Source organism: Idiomarina solivarensis, from assembly GCF_033052755.1.
GTDB lineage: Bacteria > Pseudomonadota > Gammaproteobacteria > Enterobacterales > Alteromonadaceae > Idiomarina.
Genome location: NZ_JAVFHZ010000004.1, coordinates 291,409 through 310,199, shown reverse-complemented (window position 1 = coordinate 310,199; position 18,791 = coordinate 291,409). Strand labels below are relative to the sequence as shown.

The following is an 18,791-nucleotide window of genomic DNA, read 5'->3' as shown; positions in this document are numbered from 1 at the left end:
AAGGGCCTTTCGGCCCTTCTGTTATTCCACAGTAACTGATTTAGCCAAGTTCCTCGGCTGGTCTACATCCGTACCCTTTATCAAAGCTACGTAGTAAGAAAGCAGCTGCAGCGGAACGGTATAGACAATAGGCGCTATCACTTCGTCGCAATGGCAGACGTTCAATACGCTTAATGACTCATCACCTTTGAAGCGCGCATTTTTGTCCGCAAAAACATACATCAAGCCGCCACGGGCGCGAACTTCTTCCACGTTAGACTTTAACTTTTCCAGCAAGTCATTGTTCGGAGCGACCACAATAACCGGCATTTCTTCGTCAATAAGTGCCAATGGGCCATGCTTTAACTCGCCTGCTGCATAGGCTTCTGCGTGGATGTAAGAAATTTCTTTTAGCTTAAGTGCACCTTCCATAGCAATGGGGTATTGGTTACCACGGCCAAGGAACAAACTGTGCTCTTTATTGGCAAAGTCTTGCGCTAGCTCTTCAATTTCGTCCGCCAGAGACACCGCTTCTTCCAACTTAGTTGGCAATGCCTGCAGCGCATGAACAACCGCTTGTTGTTGTTGCTCTGGCATCCCCCGGTACTTACCAATACCTAAGGTCAGCATCAACAGTCCGGTCAACTGAGTGGTAAAGGCTTTGGTCGATGCTACGCCAATTTCGGCACCGGCACGGGTTAAAAAGGCGAGATCAGACTCACGCACCATAGACGAGGAGCCCACATTACAAATGGTCAGACTGCCTTTGTAGCCAAGCTCTTTAGATAAACGCAGTGCGGCTAAGGTATCTGCCGTTTCGCCACTCTGCGAAATGGTCACTAACAAACTATTGGGGTGAACATAGGACTTGCGGTAGCGAAACTCAGAAGCAATCTCAACGTTGCACGACACATTCGCCATTGATTCCAGCCAGTAACGAGCCACCATCCCGGCATGGTAACTGGTACCACACGCCACTATCTGTACATGCTCAATCTCTTTCAGAATGTCTGCTGCATTCTCACCGAAAGCGTTATCTAATACCGTCGTTTCGGATAAACGACCTTCCAGTGTATTACGCACGGCAATAGGCTGTTCGTAGATTTCTTTTAGCATAAAGTGACGATATTGGCCTTTTCCACCCGCGTCGTAACTTACGTCAGACTCGACTATTTCACGCTCAACCTGCTGACCCTCGGCATCATAAATATCGATTTCAGTGCGGTTGATATCGGCCACGTCGCCCTCTTCCAGATAAATAAACTGGCGGGTTACCGGCAATAAAGCTAATTGGTCAGATGCCACAAAATTTTCACCAATACCCACACCAATCACTAGCGGGCTACCTGAGCGGGCTACCACTAAACGCTCTGGGTATTTAGTGTCCATAACAACCGTACCGTAAGCGCCTTCAAGCTGGCGGACTGCGGATTTAACAGCAGCCAATAAGTCACCTTGAGTTTTACGTTCATGGTGAATTAAGTGAGCGATTACTTCGGTGTCAGTTTGCGAGTTAAAAACGTATCCTTCAGCTTTTAATTCTTCGCGCAGGCGTTCATGATTTTCGATAATACCGTTATGGACGACTGCTATTTCGTCTGCAGAGCGGTGCGGGTGGGCGTTGGCTTCCGTTACGCCGCCATGCGTTGCCCAGCGAGTATGCGCAATACCAATAGTGCCATCTAACGGGTTCTGGTCAATAGCGTCTTTCAGCTCCTGAACCTTACCGGTACGGCGGATACTTCTTAAATGATTATCAGCGTCGATAATAGCCACACCCGCCGAATCGTAACCCCGATACTCCAGTCGCTTTAAACCTTCCAGCAGAATACCTGTTACCCGACGTTCCGACGTAGCTCCTACAATACCGCACATAAATTAACTTCCTTTTTTCGACTGTGGACGTTGCCATCCGCTGATATTACGCTGCTTGCCGCGGGCAACAGCCAATTCTTCGTCAGCTACCGTACGAGTTATTACCGAGCCGGCACCAACGGTTGCATTCTTTCCGATGGAAACAGGCGCAACCAATGAGCTGTTTGAGCCAATAAAAGCGCCATCGCCAATTTCGGTTAGCGCTTTATTCACACCATCGTAATTGCAGGTGATGGTACCTGCACCAATATTCGCATTGTCGCCTATCTGAGCATCACCAAGGTAGGTTAGGTGGCTTGCTTTTGAGCCTTTACCCAAACGGCTTTTTTTCATCTCTACAAAGTTTCCGACCTGTGCCTCGTCGGCAAGTTCCGCTCCCGGCCTTAACCGGGCAAATGGGCCTACTTTACAGCCTCTCGCTACTTTTGCATCTTCAATATGAGAGTTCGCACGAATAACCGTGTCATCGCCAATAACGGAACTCTTTATGATGCAGTTTGGCTCAATATAAACCCGGTTTCCTAAGACGACTTCACCTTCAAAAACAGCATTAATATCGATAGTAACATCGCTGCCAGCAGTTAGTTTACCGCGACAGTCAAAGCGGGCAGGGTCAATTAGGGTTACGCCCTGCGTCATTAATTCTTCAGCCTGCCGCTGCTGCAGGGCTCGCTCTAACGACGCTAATTGCTGGCGATTATTGGCACCTTCCACTTCCTGAGCGTTGTCGGGTTGTGCCGTGGCAATATTCACCCCTTCATCGGCCGCCATTGCAACAATATCTGTTAAATAATATTCTTTTTGCGCATTGTCATTACTTAAGTTGCTAAGCCAGGCTTTTAACTTGTCGCTATCGGCTATCATAATGCCTGTGTTGACCTCATTAATAGCCAGTTGCTGAGCATTGGCATCCTTTTGCTCAACAATACCGGTAACACTGCGACGTTCATTACGCACAATGCGACCATAACCCGTAGGCTCTGCTAAGCTCATCGTCAGCAAACCAAGCTCGGTGTTGGCGCTGGCAGTGACCAACTTTATTAAAGTTGATTCAGTTAGCAAGGGGACGTCACCGTACAGAATAATGACTTTTTCACTGCTTTGGAGGTATGGAATAACCTGCTGGACGGCATGACCGGTACCCAATTGTTCACGTTGTTCGACCCAGGTTAAGTCATCGCCTGCTATAGCCTGCTGTAACTCGTCACCACCATGGCCATAAATCAAATTAATCGCGTCTGGCTTTAACGACCGCGCTGTATCGATAACATGCTCCACCATTGGCTTATTCGCCACTTTGTGCAACACCTTAGGTAAGTCTGATCGCATGCGGGTTCCTTTTCCTGCGGCCAGAATAACAACACGTAACTTCATATTAATGGGTCCTTTAATTCATTATCGCCTAGCGTAAACCTTATTACATTAGCCTATTGTAACGACAAAAAAGGCCTTGTTGCACTAACAACAAGGCCTTTTACGTACTTTAACGCAGAAGTTTTAGCGCTTGAGCCTACGAATAATATCGATTTGCGCCAACGCGCGCGATAGCTCTGCAATAGCTTCTGCATAGGTCACATCGGAACCTGAATCTGCAATAGCTTCTTCAGCACGTTTCTTCGCTGCTTCCGCTTCTTGCAAGTCAAGTTCGTCGCCGCGCACAGCAACGTCCGCAAGTACAATGACGTGACCAGGCTGTACTTCTAACACACCACCAGCAACATAAAGAAGCTCTTCGTCACCCGATTCACTGACATAACGAACCATACCTGGTTTGATTTTTGTCAGCAGAGGCGCGTGACCCGGGTAGATACCCAGTTCACCTTCGCTGCCAGTGACCTGAACCGTTTGCACAACGCCTGAAAACAACTTGTCTTCAGCGCTGACAACGTCCAGATTTAATGTTTGTGTTGCCATTCAAACCTCCCGGTCGGTTACAGGTTTTTGGCTTTTTCTACCGCTTCTTCAATGGTACCAACCATGTAGAAGGCCTGTTCAGGCAAATCATCGTACTCGCCATCCAAAATGCCTTTAAAGCCAGCAATAGTATCTTTCAGTGATACGTATTTACCTGGGGCACCCGTGAAGACTTCAGCTACGAAGAAAGGCTGAGACAAGAAACGCTGAATTTTACGAGCACGAGATACTGACAATTTATCTTCTTCTGACAATTCGTCCATACCCAAAATCGCAATGATGTCTTTCAGCTCTTTATAGCGTTGCAGTACTTCCTGAACACCCATTGCCGTATCGTAATGCTCATCACCAATAACCTGTGGATCCAACTGACGTGACGTTGAATCTAACGGGTCAACCGCTGGGTAGATACCCAATGATGCGATGTCACGGTTCAATACAACTGTTGCATCCAAGTGAGCAAAGGTTGTTGCAGGAGATGGGTCAGTTAAGTCATCCGCTGGTACATAAACCGCCTGTACAGACGTGATAGAGCCCGTCTTAGTAGAAGTGATTCGTTCCTGCAGAACACCCATTTCTTCGGCCAGGGTAGGCTGATAACCAACCGCTGAAGGCATACGACCTAACAGTGCTGATACCTCAGTACCGGCCAGAGTGTAACGGTAGATGTTATCGACGAAGAAAAGTACATCGCGACCTTCGTCACGGAATTTCTCAGCAACAGTCAAACCAGTCAAAGCAACACGTAAACGGTTACCCGGTGGCTCGTTCATCTGACCATAAACCAGTGACACTTTATCCAGAACGTTTGAATCGTTCATCTCGTGATAGAAGTCATTACCTTCACGAGTACGCTCACCAACACCAGCGAATACAGAGTAACCACTGTGTTCGATAGCGATGTTACGGATAAGCTCCATCATGTTAACGGTTTTACCAACACCAGCACCGCCGAACAAGCCAACTTTACCGCCTTTAGCAAACGGACAAATCAAATCGATAACTTTGATACCCGTTTCTAATAGTTCATTGGTGTTTGACTGTTCTTCGTAGCTTGGTGCCGCTCGGTGAATAGACATTTTCTCTTCTTCACCGATAGGGCCCGCTTCATCAATTGGGTTACCCAATACATCCATAATACGGCCCAGTGTCTTCTTACCCACTGGTACCATGATTGATTCACCGGTATTTTCTACGGTGATACCACGACGCAGACCGTCAGTTGTACCCATTGCGATGGCACGTACGATTCCGCCGCCCAGCTGCTGCTGAACTTCAAGAACCAAACCTTCTAAGCCACCTTCGGTCACTTTCAGTGCGTCGTATACTTTTGGTACAGCGTCTTGTGGAAATTCTAAATCCACAACGGCGCCGATAATTTGTACGACCTTACCTTGACTCATGACGTTTCCTCTAACTCTTCAATTCTGTTAACCGTTGCCGCGTTATACCGCTTCGGCGCCGGACACGATTTCCGAAATTTCTTGCGTAATTGCTGCCTGACGCGCTTTGTTATATTTCAATTGCAAATCATCGATAATATCTTCAGCGTTGTCGGTTGCAGCTTTCATTGCAATCATCCGAGCGGCTTGCTCACTAGCAAAGTTATCGACGACACCCTGGTACACTTGCATCTCTACGAAGCGACGAATGAGGGTATCAAGGATACTTTCTGGATTCGGCTCATACAGATAATCCCAGCTACCTGTCTGTACGTCTTCTTCCGATCCTGCTTGCGGCAATGGCAACAATTGATGAATGGTCGGCTCCTGGGTCATCGTATTCACAAACTTGTTGAATACAACGTACAAGCGATCAATTTTACCTTCTTCAAAGGCATCCAGCATAACCTGGATAGAACCGGTGATTTCCTTCAGTTCTGGCTTATCGCCCATGCCTGAAACTTGCGCCTGTAATTTGCCAAAACGCTTGAAATAACCGGTTGCTTTGCTGCCTATTGCGGCAAAATCTGCTTCAACATCTTGTTCTTTCCACTCATTGGCATGCTTAACGACTTTCTTGAACTCATTCCCGTTCAAGCCGCCACACAAACCACGATCGGTAGACACAACGATGTAACCCACACGCTTAACCTCACGCTCTTCCATAAATGGATGACGATATTCAAGGTTACCGCGCGCCACATGACCAATCACCTTGCGAATGGTGTCCGCATAGGGGCGACTCGCCTCCATACGCTGCTGCGCCTTTTTCATTTTAGACGCGGCGACCATTTCCATAGCACTGGTGATCTTCTGAGTATTACCGATACTCGAGATCTGAGTTTTTATCTCTTTACCGCTGGCCATGACGATTCTCCTGTTAACTCAACGACAAATGGCCGCTACTGCGGCCACGTGCGATTACCATGTTTGCGTTTGCTTGAATTTCTCAAGCGCGGCTTTCAATTGCGAATCGATGTCGTCGTTATAGTTGCCAGTTTTATCAATCTCAGCCATTAGCTCGGCGTATTCGCTCGCCAGGAAAGATTGCAGTGATTCTTCAAAATCCATGATTTTGTCGATTTCAACATCTTTCAAGAAGCCTTTTTCAACGGCATAAATTGATGCAGCCATTTGAGCGACGCTCATCGGCTGATACTGTTTTTGTTTCATCAGTTCGGTAACACGCTGACCGTGTTCCAACTGTGAACGAGTCGATTCATCAAGGTCAGATGCGAACTGAGCGAAAGCCGCCAACTCACGATACTGAGCCAGGGCAAGACGAATACCGCCACCCAGCTTCTTGATGATTTTCGTTTGTGCTGAACCACCAACACGTGAAACCGAGACACCGGCGTTAACTGCAGGGCGAATACCTGAGTTAAATAAGTCAGTCTCAAGGAAAATCTGACCATCGGTGATAGAGATAACGTTAGTCGGTACGAACGCCGATACGTCACCTGCCTGAGTTTCAATGATAGGTAAGGCAGTTAAAGAGCCTGTTTGGCCTTTTACTTTACCGTCGGTGTATTTTTCTACGTAGTCAGCGTTAACACGCGCTGCACGCTCAAGTAGACGAGAGTGAAGGTAGAAAACGTCACCAGGGAATGCTTCACGACCCGGAGGACGACGCAACAACAGTGAGATTTGACGGTATGCAACAGCCTGTTTAGACAGGTCATCGTATACGATTAGAGCGTCTTCACCGCGGTCACGGAAGTATTCACCCATTGTACAGCCAGAATAAGCAGCCAGATATTGCAACGCCGCTGACTCAGAAGCAGAAGCCGCAACAACAATGGTGTTTTCCATTGCGCCGTGTTCTTCTAATTTACGGACAACCGCTGAAATGGTTGAGTTCTTCTGACCAATGGCTACGTAAACACACTTAATACCAGAATCTTTCTGGTTGATAATAGCGTCTACTGCTAAAGCCGTTTTACCTGTCTGACGGTCACCGATGATAAGCTCACGCTGACCACGACCTACAGGAATCATCGAATCGATTGATTTGTAGCCCGTTTGCACTGGCTGATCAACTGACTGGCGTTCAATAACGCCCGGTGCGATTTTCTCAACCGGCTCATAGCCGTCAGCTTCAATTGGACCTTTGCCGTCGATAGGCTGGCCCAAGGTGTTAACCACACGACCTAACAGTTTGTCGCCTACCGGTACTTCAAGTATACGACCTGTTGATTTAACTTTGGTACCTTCCTGCAAATCTGCATAAGGGCCCATAACAACCGCACCAACTGAATCACGTTCAAGGTTCAGTGCGATAGCGTAACGATTACCAGGTAGCTCAACCATTTCACCTTGCAGGCAGTCTGCAAGTCCGTGAATGCGAATGATACCGTCTTGTACAGACATGATGGTACCTTCGTTGCGAGCTTCGCTGGTGACTTCGAACTTCTCAATTCGCTGTTTGATCAGTTCTGCGATTTCATTTGAATTCAATTGCATGCTCAAGTCCCCAATTAGGATTGCAGTGCGTAAGCAAGTCTGTCGAGCTTACCGCGCAAGGTGCCGTCAATAACGGTGTCACCGGCTTCTATAACAAGTCCGCCAATAATGGACTTGTCGACACTGCAGTTCAGCTTAATTTTGCGTTGCAGGCGCTTCTCAAGTGCTTTAATCAAAGCCGTTTGTTGTGCTTTCAGCAATTTAACCGCCGATTTCACATCAACCGTGACTTCTTTGTCATGTTCAGCACGAAGCGTCTGATAGAGCTCACTAACTGCCGGAAGTACTGGTAAACGTTCGTTTTCAGCCAATACTTTAACGAAGTTCTTAGCATTGTCGTCGAGCTCGTCGCCGCAAACGCCCAAGAAAACCTCTGTCGTTTTACCAACAGTCGAAGAGCTACTCAAAAATGAGGCAATAGTCTCGTCTTGCGCTACCGCAGCAGCGAAGCTAAGCATTTCTGCCCACTTATCGAGCGCTCCCTGTTCTAAAGCAAAATCAAAAGCTGCTTTTGCGTAAGGGCGAGCGACCGTAGTCAGTTCTGACATAAGCTCAAACCCCTTTATTAAAGTTCAGCGACCAGTTTTTCAACAATGTCACTATGAGCGTCTTTATCAATTTCACGCTCAATGATTTTCTGAGCCCCAGACACTGCCAGTACGGCAACTTGCTTACGCAGCTCTTCGCGAACGCGATTGCGCTCAGCAGCAACTTCTTCATGTCCAGACGCAACGATTTTTTCACGTTCTTCGTGGCCTCGTTGAGTTTCTTCCTCAACAATTTTAGCACCACGTTTTTTCGACTGTTCAATGATTTCAGCGGCTTGCTGTTTCGCTTCTTTGAGCTGCTCGGCAATTTCTTGCTGGGCTTTCTCTAAATCTTTTTGAGCACGTTCACCGGCATTAAGGCCGTCAGCAATTTTCTTCTGACGTTCCTCAATAGCATTGATGATCGGTGGCCATACAAATTTCATGCAGAACCACACGAACACGATAAACGCGATCGTTTGTCCTATTAGAGTAGCGTTGATATTCACAACGGACCTCCTTCAGTTGGTGACCGTCGAATTACGATTAGCCTGCTACCTGGGTTAAGAACGGGTTCGCGAAAGTGAACAGCAATGCAACAGCAACACCGATCATCGCGATAGCATCGATAAGACCTGCAACGATGAACATTTTAACTTGCAGCTGTGGTGCCAGTTCAGGTTGACGAGCAGCAGCTTCCAGGAATTTACCACCCAGAATACCAAAGCCTAGTGCTGTACCCAGCGCAGCCAAACCGATCATGATTGATACAGCGATAGCAGTAAAAGCAACTACAGTTTCCATTGATTTCTCCAGTTTTTCAGTAGATTAAAGTTAAAAAAGTAAAGCTAAAAACTTTTTGTTTCGAACACTAGTGTTCAGATGACGCCATGCTTAAGTAAACAATGGTCAGCATCATGAAAATAAACGCTTGCAATGTAATAACCAGGATATGGAAAACCGCCCAGGCAAAGTGCGCAGGAAGCTGCCAAAACCCTATCATTGCAATAAGAATAAAGATTAATTCACCGGCATACATGTTACCGAACAAACGCAGTGCCAGTGACGCCGGTTTTGCCAGTAAAGTGATACTTTCCAGTACAAAGTTTACCGGAATTAATGCCCAGTGATTAAATGGGGTGAATGTCATTTCTTTAGCGAAACCTTTCACACCCTTGTATTTAATTGAGTAGATAATAATTAACGCAAAGACGCTTAAACTCAGTGCAAAAGTGGTGTTCAAGTCTGTCGTTGGTACGACTCTCATGTAGACATCGTGCGGATTATCTACAAAGCCTAGCCAATAACCGCCATACATAGCAGCCATTGGTAACCAGTCGACTGGAATTAAGTCCATTAGGTTCATCAGGAAAATCCAGACGAAAATGGTTAATGCCAGAGGCGCAATCAGTTTATCTTTACCGTGAAAGGATTCTTTGACGCTGTTGTCGACAAACTCGACAATCATTTCGACAAAGCATTGCCATTTACCAGGTACCCCAGCGGAGGATTTTTTAGCTACTCTGCGGAAACTCCACAGAAACAGCACACCCAGTAACACGGACCAGAAGATAGTATCGACGTTTACCGCCCAGAAACCGTCACCCACCGTCCAATTTTGGAGGTGATGCTTGATATACTGAGTCGGAGTTTGTTCTCCACTTACCATGTTGTTTCCCAGTTAGGTTGATTTTAAAAATAAAATCGGTGCTATCCACTGCATGGTGACGGCGATAACAAAACCGACCAACAACCACACAGGATATAAATTTGTTAGCAGCAGTGCGACCGTTAGTAGCAATGCTGTTAGCAGTAGCTTAACGCCTTCGCCTAAAAAAAAGCTTTGTACAACTTTCTGATTAGCGCGTGCACCGGCATGCTTAAAAGCAATAAGTGCAAATAGTGCATTGGGTATTACAGCGGTCAATCCACCACAAAGAATACCTAAAGCTGACTGCGTATTTGAAACCGCTATCGTGACAAGTGCAGTAATCACAAGCACAATAAATTGTGTGCCTACTATTCTTCCTGCCAGTTTTTTACCTACCGCATTGAGTGCCTGTGTCACGACCAAAACCTTTTTACTGGCGGCTACTTTTGTGCGGCTTTCAACTAGCCACAACGAAACTCGCGCTAGTATAAAGATCTGCCATGTAATTGCAAACAAATTTGCCTGTAGGCGACGGTTTCTATGCCATTTAACAAAAGTTCTACAACAATCAATACATTGGAAATTATTATTTGATGTGCGTCAGAATCCCATCCAGCTCGTCGAGATTAGTGTAACTGATGACCAGTTTACCCTTTCCTTTGCGACCATGATTAATGGAAACTTTTGCGCCCAGGGTTTCAGACAGCTTAGTCTCCAAATGTTCAATATTGGCGTCCGGCTGAGGTTTTTCGGTTTGTTTTGGAGGATCAATTGTACGTCTGACAAGTTTTTCTGCATCACGTACCGTCATATCTTTAGCGACAATTTGTTGTGCAACGTCAGCCTGTTGTTCACCTTCAAGTGCAAGCAACAACTTGGCGTGACCCAATTCAATATCACCGCGTTCAAGCAGCACTTTAACGCCGTCCTGCAAGTTATTTAGACGCAATAAATTGGTCACTGTCGTACGAGATTTACCAACCGCTTGAGCAACATCCTGGTGAGTCATCTGGAACTCATCGAGTAGCCGTTGTAATGCAGTGGCTTCTTCCATTGAGTTGAGGTCTTCACGCTGAATATTTTCAATCAACGCAATGGCAACGGCAGCTTCGTCAGGCACATCTTTAATCAGACAAGGAACCAACTCAAGTTTGGCCAGTTGCGCTGCACGCCAGCGGCGTTCACCGGCAATAATTTCGTATTCGTCTTTGCCAACCGGGCGAACAACAATGGGCTGAATAATACCCTGAGCTTTCACTGAAGCAGCTAAGTCTTCCAGAGCTTCCGGTGACATGTCTTTACGAGGCTGATAGCGGCCTGGTTTGAGTCGCTCAACCGGCAGCTTTTGCAATTCACCTTTGGCTTCTTCCGTAACCTGTTCAGATTGACGGTCAGAGTTTTGCTGATTACTGGTCAGTAAGGCATCCAGACCACGACCTAAACCTCGTTTTTTTGCCGACATGATTCGCTTAATTCCCTTGTTATGATTCTTCTGCTACTTCGTTACGATTTTCAGAACGTCGGATAAGTTCACCCGCTAAGGATAAATAGGCTTTTGAGCCAGTTGACGACTTATCGTAATACATTGCCGGCGCACCAAAAGAGGGCGCTTCCGCCAAACGAACATTACGCGGAATAACAGTCCGGTAGACTTTGTCTCCAAAGTGGTTTTTAAGTTGTTCTGAAACATCGTTAGCCAGACGGTTACGCGGATCGTACATAGTCCGCAGGATACCTTCAATTTCAAGTCCGGGGTTCACCACATCTGCCAACTGGCGAATGGTCTCCATTAGTGCAGTAAGGCCTTCCAGTGCGTAATATTCGCATTGCATTGGCACCAAAATGGAATCCGCCGCAGCCATACCGTTAACCGTCAGCATATTCAGCGATGGAGGACAATCGATGAAGATATAATCGTAGCTGTCCTGGACGGCTTTTAGCGCATTTCGCAAACGTAACTCACGCGCAAACACTTCCATTAATTTAATTTCTGCTGCGGTAGCATCGGCATTTGCAGCAATTAGATGGTATTTGCCGTTAGTATCGGTTACGGCAACGTCTTTCACCGGTTTTTCTTCAATCAGTAATTCGTAAATGCTGTTTTCAACGTCATATTTATCAACACCACTACCCATAGTCGCGTTACCTTGAGGATCCAAATCGATCAACAACACTTTGCGGCGGGTAGCAGCCATCGACGCAGCTAAATTAACTGCTGTGGTTGTTTTTCCAACTCCACCTTTTTGATTCGCAATAGCAATGGTTGTAGCCACGGGTTTTATAACCTCTTGTTGTTGTCGGGTAGCCGACTGTCGGTTGTTTTATGACCGTTTGCTTATAATGACGATATGTCGGCTCGCGTCAATGCCGGGAACGTTAATTTGCTCAATACTTTCAGTTTTATAACCTTCGGGCAATTGCGCCAGTTCGTCTTCCGGGTATAACCCCTTAAGCGCGTAGAACTGGCCTTGTTGCGACGGTAAATGCCCACACCAGGAGAGCATATCATTAAGCGAGGCAAAGGCTCTACTGATTACACCATCAAACTTTTCTTCGTCCTGATATTCTTCAACGCGGGCCTGCACAGCAGTCACATTGGTTAACTTAAGCTCATGACAAACCTGACGAATAAAACGAATACGCTTACCTAAACTGTCTAGCAGAACGAATTCTTTATCCGGTTCGGCTATGGCCAAAGGTAAACCTGGTAAGCCTGGCCCTGTACCTACATCAATGAAACGCTTGCCCTGAAGATACTGGCGAACAACTAAGCTGTCCATAATATGTCGGGTCAGCATATCTTTTGGGTTTCTTACACTGGTCAGGTTATAGGCTTTATTCCATTTATCCAGTAAACCAACCAAAGCCAACTGTTGTTCTATTTGTGTATCGGACAAGGTTATTTGCGCTTGTTTTAGTAATCCTTCTAACTGCTCTTTCACGTCTTTTCCTTAAGCACTTTTACGCAATAAACCTTGTTTTTTCAGGTGAACCAGAAGCATCGAAATAGCTGCAGGCGTAATACCTGAAATACGCGCAGCTTTACCCACCGTTTCTGGTTGATGATCGTTTAGCTTCGCAATAACCTCGTTTGATAAACCTTTGATTTTAGCGTAATCGAAAGGCGCCGGCAGTAAGGTATTTTCATGGCGTTGCTGCTTAGCAATTTCGTCATGTTGCCGAGAAATATAACCGGCGTATTTGATCTGAATCTCAACTTGCTCTGCCGCTAACGGGTCGTCTAGCCCGGGCGCGAAAAAGTCAGTTGTCGCTAAATCTTTGTAATGAATTTCTGGACGACGCAATAGCTCTTCGCCACTAACTTCTTTGGTTACAGGACTTTTCACCAAGGCATTAATTTGTTCCACAGACGCATGATCTTTATGCACCCAAGTGGTTTTTAATCGTTGTTTTTCTTGTTCTACCGCTTCCATTTTTGTATTGAAGGCGGCCCAACGCTCGTCATCGACTAATCCTAAATTACGCCCAATTTCAGTGAGTCGAATATCCGCATTGTCCTCACGCAACAGTAACCGATATTCGGCACGTGAAGTAAACATACGGTAAGGTTCCTGTGTACCCAGAGTGGATAAGTCGTCAATCAAAACGCCTGCGTAAGCTTGATCACGTCGCGGTGACCAGGACTCTTTGTCCTGAGCTTGTAACCCTGCGTTCAGACCAGCGATAAGACCTTGCGCACCAGCCTCTTCATAGCCCGTTGTTCCGTTAATTTGACCCGCAAAGAACAAGCCATTGATAACTTTGGTTTCCAAAGATTGTTTCAGATCTCTGGGATCAAAATAATCATACTCGATCGCATAACCCGGGCGAGTAATGTGTGCGTTCTCAAACCCTTTGATGGATTGAACCAGTTGTTGCTGAACATCAAACGGCAAACTGGTTGAAATACCATTAGGGTAAACCTCAAAGGTATCTAAACCTTCAGGCTCTACAAAAATTTGATGCGACCCTTTGTCAGCAAAACGGACAATTTTGTCTTCAATGGAAGGGCAGTATCGTGGTCCAACACCTTCAATGACGCCTGAATACATTGGTGAACGATCGAGTCCTGAACGAATAATTTCGTGAGTATTTTCATTGGTATGGGTGATGTAACACGGAATTTGTTCAGGGTGATCAGAACGTGAACCCATATAGGAAAATACCGGAGTCGGGGTATCGCCGGGTTGTTCCTGCATCACTGAAAAATTAACACTTTGACTTGCTATGCGCGGTGGTGTGCCTGTTTTTAAACGCTCAACACGTAAAGGCAACGAACGCAGGCGTTTTGCTAAAGCGTTTGCTGGAGGATCACCCGCCCGGCCACCCTGGTAGTTATCCAAACCAATATGTATTTGACCACCAAGAAAGGTTCCAACCGTTAACACAACCGTTTTGGCTGTGAATTTAAGACCCATTTGGGTTACAACACCGGTAACGCGATCGTTCTCTACGATCAGATCGTCACAACCTTGTTGAAATATTGACAGATTCGGTTGGGTTTCCAGTGCGTAGCGAATGGCTTGTTTGTAAAGCTGTCGATCAGCCTGAGCTCTTGTTGCCCTTACTGCAGGACCTTTTGATGAATTCAATGTTCTGAATTGAATTCCGGCTTTGTCTGCAGCTTTAGCCATAAAGCCACCAAGCGCATCAATTTCTTTAACTAAATGACCTTTTCCTATTCCCCCAATAGCTGGGTTACAGGACATTTGCCCTAAAGTATCAATATTATGCGTAAGCAATAGGGTTTTAACACCTAAACGAGCGGCAGCTAACGCAGCTTCTGTTCCGGCGTGTCCTCCACCGACAACAATAACATCAAAGTGTTGTTGGCTCTGTTTTGACATTCAAAATGACCTTTGGTTGAAGAATAGGAAAATAGCCGATTATTTTAACGCGATTTCACTTAAATCTAAATGGTTAAATTTCGTTCAGTGTTGTTAAAGATCTTAAAGAAGATCAATAAAGGATCTTATTTAGATCTTTTATTACTATTACTACTAGTTAGCCGATTTCTGTGAATAGATCGCTGTAGCCCTTTTTTTATATAACTTACAGCAAGATCATTCATTGTAGATAACTGGCCTTAAACTGGGATCATAGATCGTGGATAAGTGGGGTAGTTATACACAGATCAGCTTATCCCCAGTGTTATACCCATTTCATTGACAGTGCTTAAGTGATCTTATTACAACCTTAATCACAACCTGAAATCTCTGTGCACAAGCCTGTGGGTATGATCACAGAGCCTTTACTGCATCAGCGATCGCGGGTAGCCAGGTTAATGTTTTCTCTTCCGGATCGTCTTCTAGCATGTCGATTTCTAAACGATCGGTCATTTGTGTCCCGCCTAATTCCTGTAAGCGTTTATCGCAATGTCGACCGGCTTCGCAGAAAGTGTCATAACAGGACTCACCAACAGCAACAACGGCATAGTTCAGTCCGGCTAAATCAGGGCTTTGGGGATCGTTTATTTCGTCGTAGAAATCCAGCATGGAGTCGGCATAATCACCCGCACCGTGGCTGGCAAGAAAAATTAACCAGGGTTGATCGCTGGGCAGTTTCTCAAACTCGGGTTCGTAATGGAGCTCGGTTTCAATGCCCTGTTGATTTAACTTTTCGCTGACAGTATCGGCTAAAAATTCGGTATTTCCGGAGGTTGTGCCCACTAAAAGGTGTAAAACAGTCATAAAATTATTAACTCATTTGCTACTATATAAAAAACACGAATCATACAGGAGAACCCAAATGGTAAAAGGTCTCGTTAAGCTATTAGTCGCTTTTAGTGTGGTAATAGTTTCATCAAATGCAGTTGCTGGTATTGAGTCACCAAAGCAGGTGTCTGAAAAGCTTTGGGTTATGGGTGAACCTTCTTCAGAACAGTTGGCTGAATTTGCGAACCAGGGAGGTGAAATTATCATTAATTTGTTGTCTCAAAGGGAAATGGAAGACAGTGAAGAAGCAGCAATAGTTACCCGTAATGGTATGGCTTATTACCATGTTCCGATTAATGGAGCAGACGGAGTAACACTTGAAAATGCTCGTATGGTTGATCGCATTTTACTGAAAAACAGTGATAAAAAGGCGATGGTACATTGTGCCTCGAGTAATAGGGTTGGTGCTTTAATGGCGTTACGTGCTGGTTGGTTGGACGGAATGGCCGTGGAAGAAGCATTGGAGGTAGGACGTAAACACGGTATGACTTCTCTGGAAGGCAAGGTGAAGTCGATGCTGGCAGAGCAGTAATAACCGGATAAATGAGAAAAGGCCAGCAGAACTGGCCTTTCTTTAATTATTTTAAATGCTCTTTTAGTAATTCCGGTTGGCGATTAGGCGTGAATATTTCAATCCAATAGCCGTCAGGGTCCTTAATAAAGGCAATGCCTTTCATTTTTCCGTCGTTTGGTCTTTTTTGGAATTCAACGCCCATTTTTTCAAAACGTTCACAAGCAGCGTCAATATCTGGTACTGCGAAACCTATGTGCCCAAATCCTTTCGGTTCTTCGTTTCCGCTGTGATAGGACACCGAATCATCGTTCTCGTCGCCCCAGTTGTGGGTGAGTTCAAGCATTGCCGGGCGGCCAAAAGTTTGTTCAATACGTTTGTCGTGGTCAGTTGACCAGTCTTTACGCTGTTCTGGTGACATTGCGGCCATGAAATATAGTGTAAATTTCATCTCAGGAAAATCGAAACGTTTTACCAGCGTCATTCCCAAAACCTCACTGTAAAAGTGTAAGGTACGCTCCGGATCTTTAATGCGAAACATTGTTTGGTTGAAGACGAAGTCGTGCGTAGCCGGGTCGTGTTGTTCAGACAGACCCTTGGCTTCATCAAAATGTCTGCTCATAATTGCGTCCTTAGTCGGTTCTGTGAGTAACTGTTGTTATACTGTTTATTGGGTTGGTTACAAGAGAGTTCAAGCGGTGTCCTGGTCAGTTTATATCGTAAAGTGCGCAGATAAGACGTTTTATACCGGTGTCACAACTGATGTGGAACGTCGCATTAATGAACATAACAACGACGACAAAAAGGGTGCTAAATACACACGCTCCCGACGCCCGGTCGAGCTTGTCTGGAGTGAAGATCAGCCGAATAGGGTGAAAGCCTGTCAGCGTGAATACCAGATTAAGAAATGGTCCCGAAGCAAAAAGTTGGCGTTAAGCGGTTGAGTTCAGCCGCTTCTGACCGGTTACCAGGTGCTTAAGAATGGCTTCTTTGTCTTTTAAACCCAGTTTATCGCTAATTTGTGCCAGTTTAAAAATACGATGATAGAACCGTGCTTTACGCCGTCTATATTGGCTTTTGGTAAGTTTTGTTTGGGTCAGTTGGTCAATTTCTTCGGTCAGTGTTTGTAGCAAAGCCTGATAGCGACCTTTTAAATTGGTTGGATAAATCAGACGATAGGCCACTAAGGAAATTAATGGTGCGGCAACGACGGCCAGAGCAAGGCTAACTGAGTGATCCAGCTGGAAAGAATAGTTAACCGAAGGCTGCATCAACAATAAAAAGATCAGGTTGAAGTCCATGCTGCCGCTTGCTGTTTTTTGGTGTGACATGGGAAACCCGGCAATTAAAATAACGGGCATTAAAGCCACCAGCATCCACAGAATCGAGTCTTGATACTGCCAGATTGTAGCTTGCAATAGTACGGCTGTTAAAGCCCCGGCGCATTGGCCGAAAAACACATATTTCATCGTTCGGGCAGGATTATCGGCTGTAGAAAATAAAGTCAGCATAACCGACGCGCCCAACATTAAATAAGCGAATTGAAATAACCCGGTATACCACCAGGTTGCGCCAATTAAGCCCATAATGACGAAGGTTCGTATGGCAGCCTGACGTGCGCCGCGCCAGTCACGGTGTAATATGGTTTTAGTTAGTAAGGTTGAGCTCGCCGTTTTACCTGAATCGCGAAAAGATAGGCGGTCATTGGTAGCCTGTAAAAATTCATCGAAGCGTCTTTTTAGGGCTGGATTTTCCATTGAGTTTAACGCGCGTTTAAGAGGGTCTATAATTTCACTTCTCTTAGCTGATGCATTTAATTTATTGGATGATTCAAGTAAGTAATTACTTACTTTTTCGTTTTTTTCCGCAGGTTGAATATTGAGTTCCGCCAGAAACCCTAGCTGGCTATTAATGACCAGACGTAACGTTTTAGCCGATTCATGCGCACTGATGGATCCGGTACCGTGATCCAGCAACTGTGCTTCTAGAACGGCTAACTGAGATAACTTTTCAGGTAAATTTAATAACGCAGTGTCCGGATCGGCAAAGTAACGACTCATATCGCTTAAATTAGCAGCTGTCTGGCGGCGAAGCTGGTTAATTAACGTTTGCTCAGCGCGCTTGTAAGTAAAGGCCCATCCAATAATTAACGAAGTTATAATACCAACAAAAACGGTGAGTAAACGGTCCACCCCCAGTGGCATTAATGCGTCAGTGTTTTGTGTCAGTAGCACCACCATAGAGGCCGAGTAGCCGGCCAGAATAGTACCGTAGGAAACCAGGCCATGCAGTAAGTTACCGATATAAACACAAAGTGTTAGCCAAAGTGTCAGGGCAGTGACCAGCCAAATGATGTCTCCACCCGCTGAAACAACCACGACCATGCCAAATAGGGTTCCCAGTAAGGTCCCTAACGCGCGATAGGCCGCTTTTTCAAGAAGAAGACCACGGGTGGGTTGAGAAACAGCCCAAACAGTCATGGCGGCCCATTGAGGATGCTCTAAACCGAGAGCCCAGGCAAAAACAAGCGATAAGCAGGCAGCAATGCCGGTTCGAAAGCCAAACCGTAAACGGACGTAGTCAAAGCCCCATTGCGCTAACCTGTCTTTCACTTATCTTCCTTAACCATGAACGGTTTTTATTCCTCGTGTTATTGCTGATTATAATGGATTGAGTCAAGTATGCCTTGGGAGTAACACCATGGAATCATATGAT

General features: G+C 45.8%; 20 protein-coding genes. 2 read left to right on the top strand and 18 right to left on the bottom strand.

What is annotated here, in order from left to right; genetic code table 11:
- Window positions 1-21: 21 nt before the first annotated feature.
- From glmS to RBK99_RS08985, 16 genes are all read right to left on the bottom strand, one after another.
- Entirely contained in the window at window positions 22-1,854 is a 1,833-nt protein-coding gene (glmS, locus tag RBK99_RS09060; protein WP_317504279.1) for a glutamine--fructose-6-phosphate transaminase (isomerizing), read from the bottom strand.
- A 3-nt stretch (window positions 1,855-1,857) separates the two neighbouring features.
- Entirely contained in the window at window positions 1,858-3,228 is a 1,371-nt protein-coding gene (gene glmU, locus RBK99_RS09055) for a bifunctional UDP-N-acetylglucosamine diphosphorylase/glucosamine-1-phosphate N-acetyltransferase GlmU (protein ID WP_317504278.1), read from the bottom strand.
- 123 nt (window positions 3,229-3,351) lie between these two features.
- Entirely contained in the window at window positions 3,352-3,768 is a 417-nt protein-coding gene (locus RBK99_RS09050) for a F0F1 ATP synthase subunit epsilon (RefSeq protein WP_317504277.1), read from the bottom strand.
- Window positions 3,769-3,785: 17 nt separating this feature from the next.
- Window positions 3,786-5,171 carry a F0F1 ATP synthase subunit beta gene (gene atpD / locus RBK99_RS09045; RefSeq protein WP_317504276.1) on the bottom strand — a complete coding sequence of 462 codons (1,386 nt, stop codon included), beginning with the start codon at window positions 5,169-5,171 and terminating at the stop codon, window positions 3,786-3,788.
- Window positions 5,172-5,213: 42 nt separating this feature from the next.
- The gene (gene atpG, locus RBK99_RS09040) at window positions 5,214-6,077 is read right to left on the bottom strand and encodes a F0F1 ATP synthase subunit gamma (protein ID WP_317504275.1); all 864 of its coding nucleotides are present in this window, start codon (window positions 6,075-6,077) and stop codon (window positions 5,214-5,216) included.
- A 54-nt stretch (window positions 6,078-6,131) separates the two neighbouring features.
- A complete protein-coding gene (gene atpA / locus RBK99_RS09035) occupies window positions 6,132-7,673 on the bottom strand; it encodes a F0F1 ATP synthase subunit alpha (RefSeq protein WP_317504274.1) in 1,542 nt (513 codons plus the stop codon).
- Between the two features lie 14 nt (window positions 7,674-7,687).
- On the bottom strand, window positions 7,688-8,221 hold the full coding sequence (atpH, locus tag RBK99_RS09030) for a F0F1 ATP synthase subunit delta (protein WP_011235845.1): 534 nt from the start codon (window positions 8,219-8,221) through the stop codon (window positions 7,688-7,690).
- Between the two features lie 17 nt (window positions 8,222-8,238).
- A complete protein-coding gene (gene atpF / locus RBK99_RS09025) occupies window positions 8,239-8,709 on the bottom strand; it encodes a F0F1 ATP synthase subunit B (RefSeq protein WP_317504273.1) in 471 nt (156 codons plus the stop codon).
- Window positions 8,710-8,746: 37 nt separating this feature from the next.
- Entirely contained in the window at window positions 8,747-9,004 is a 258-nt protein-coding gene (atpE, locus tag RBK99_RS09020) for a F0F1 ATP synthase subunit C (protein ID WP_011235847.1), read from the bottom strand.
- 67 nt (window positions 9,005-9,071) lie between these two features.
- Entirely contained in the window at window positions 9,072-9,869 is a 798-nt protein-coding gene (gene atpB / locus RBK99_RS09015) for a F0F1 ATP synthase subunit A (RefSeq protein WP_317504272.1), read from the bottom strand.
- A gap of 12 nt (window positions 9,870-9,881) precedes the next feature.
- Window positions 9,882-10,268 carry an ATP synthase subunit I gene (locus RBK99_RS09010; protein ID WP_317504271.1) on the bottom strand — a complete coding sequence of 129 codons (387 nt, stop codon included), beginning with the start codon at window positions 10,266-10,268 and terminating at the stop codon, window positions 9,882-9,884.
- 169 nt (window positions 10,269-10,437) lie between these two features.
- The gene (locus RBK99_RS09005; RefSeq protein WP_317504270.1) at window positions 10,438-11,313 is read right to left on the bottom strand and encodes a ParB/RepB/Spo0J family partition protein; all 876 of its coding nucleotides are present in this window, start codon (window positions 11,311-11,313) and stop codon (window positions 10,438-10,440) included.
- Between the two features lie 19 nt (window positions 11,314-11,332).
- Window positions 11,333-12,124 (bottom strand): ParA family protein, encoded by a 792-nt coding sequence (locus tag RBK99_RS09000; protein ID WP_317504269.1) that lies wholly within the window; start codon window positions 12,122-12,124, stop codon window positions 11,333-11,335.
- Between the two features lie 48 nt (window positions 12,125-12,172).
- A complete protein-coding gene (gene rsmG, locus RBK99_RS08995) occupies window positions 12,173-12,793 on the bottom strand; it encodes a 16S rRNA (guanine(527)-N(7))-methyltransferase RsmG (RefSeq protein WP_317504268.1) in 621 nt (206 codons plus the stop codon).
- Window positions 12,794-12,802: 9 nt separating this feature from the next.
- Window positions 12,803-14,698 (bottom strand): tRNA uridine-5-carboxymethylaminomethyl(34) synthesis enzyme MnmG, encoded by a 1,896-nt coding sequence (mnmG, locus tag RBK99_RS08990; RefSeq protein WP_317504267.1) that lies wholly within the window; start codon window positions 14,696-14,698, stop codon window positions 12,803-12,805.
- A 393-nt stretch (window positions 14,699-15,091) separates the two neighbouring features.
- On the bottom strand, window positions 15,092-15,541 hold the full coding sequence (locus tag RBK99_RS08985; protein ID WP_317504266.1) for a flavodoxin domain-containing protein: 450 nt from the start codon (window positions 15,539-15,541) through the stop codon (window positions 15,092-15,094).
- A gap of 58 nt (window positions 15,542-15,599) precedes the next feature.
- Here RBK99_RS08985 and RBK99_RS08980 point away from each other — a divergent pair, with 58 nt between their 5' ends.
- A complete protein-coding gene (locus RBK99_RS08980; protein WP_317504265.1) occupies window positions 15,600-16,097 on the top strand; it encodes a protein tyrosine phosphatase family protein in 498 nt (165 codons plus the stop codon).
- A 46-nt stretch (window positions 16,098-16,143) separates the two neighbouring features.
- On the opposite strand, the gene gloA is transcribed toward RBK99_RS08980, so the two are convergent.
- Window positions 16,144-16,698, bottom strand: coding sequence for a lactoylglutathione lyase (gloA, locus tag RBK99_RS08975; protein ID WP_317504264.1), 555 nt, complete (start codon window positions 16,696-16,698; stop codon window positions 16,144-16,146).
- 76 nt (window positions 16,699-16,774) lie between these two features.
- On the opposite strand from gloA, the gene RBK99_RS08970 reads away from it, so the two are divergent.
- Window positions 16,775-17,020, top strand: coding sequence for a GIY-YIG nuclease family protein (locus RBK99_RS08970; RefSeq protein ID WP_317504263.1), 246 nt, complete (start codon window positions 16,775-16,777; stop codon window positions 17,018-17,020).
- On the opposite strand, the gene RBK99_RS08965 is transcribed toward RBK99_RS08970, so the two are convergent.
- Complete coding sequence (locus RBK99_RS08965; protein ID WP_317504262.1) at window positions 17,009-18,688, bottom strand: FUSC family protein; 1,680 nt, start codon at window positions 18,686-18,688, stop codon at window positions 17,009-17,011. The two genes, RBK99_RS08970 and RBK99_RS08965, sit on opposite strands and share 12 nt — an antisense overlap.
- Window positions 18,689-18,791 lie beyond the last annotated feature (103 nt).

Bases quoted from the DNA above. Each gene is read 5' to 3' on its own strand.
- RBK99_RS09050 (WP_317504277.1), bottom strand. From the start codon at position 3,768: ATGGCAACACAAACATTAAATCTGGACGTTGTCAGCGCTGAAGACAAG.
- glmS (WP_317504279.1), bottom strand. From the start codon at position 1,854: ATGTGCGGTATTGTAGGAGCTACGTCGGAACGTCGGGTAACAGGTATT.
- atpG (WP_317504275.1), bottom strand. From the start codon at position 6,077: ATGGCCAGCGGTAAAGAGATAAAAACTCAGATCTCGAGTATCGGTAAT.
- atpH (WP_011235845.1), bottom strand. From the start codon at position 8,221: ATGTCAGAACTGACTACGGTCGCTCGCCCTTACGCAAAAGCAGCTTTT.
- atpB (WP_317504272.1), bottom strand. From the start codon at position 9,869: ATGGTAAGTGGAGAACAAACTCCGACTCAGTATATCAAGCATCACCTC.
- RBK99_RS09005 (WP_317504270.1), bottom strand. From the start codon at position 11,313: ATGTCGGCAAAAAAACGAGGTTTAGGTCGTGGTCTGGATGCCTTACTG.
- gloA (WP_317504264.1), bottom strand. From the start codon at position 16,698: ATGAGCAGACATTTTGATGAAGCCAAGGGTCTGTCTGAACAACACGAC.
- RBK99_RS08985 (WP_317504266.1), bottom strand. From the start codon at position 15,541: ATGACTGTTTTACACCTTTTAGTGGGCACAACCTCCGGAAATACCGAA.
- atpA (WP_317504274.1), bottom strand. From the start codon at position 7,673: ATGCAATTGAATTCAAATGAAATCGCAGAACTGATCAAACAGCGAATT.
- RBK99_RS08980 (WP_317504265.1), top strand. From the start codon at position 15,600: ATGGTAAAAGGTCTCGTTAAGCTATTAGTCGCTTTTAGTGTGGTAATA.
- atpD (WP_317504276.1), bottom strand. From the start codon at position 5,171: ATGAGTCAAGGTAAGGTCGTACAAATTATCGGCGCCGTTGTGGATTTA.
- glmU (WP_317504278.1), bottom strand. From the start codon at position 3,228: ATGAAGTTACGTGTTGTTATTCTGGCCGCAGGAAAAGGAACCCGCATG.
- mnmG (WP_317504267.1), bottom strand. From the start codon at position 14,698: ATGTCAAAACAGAGCCAACAACACTTTGATGTTATTGTTGTCGGTGGA.
- atpE (WP_011235847.1), bottom strand. From the start codon at position 9,004: ATGGAAACTGTAGTTGCTTTTACTGCTATCGCTGTATCAATCATGATC.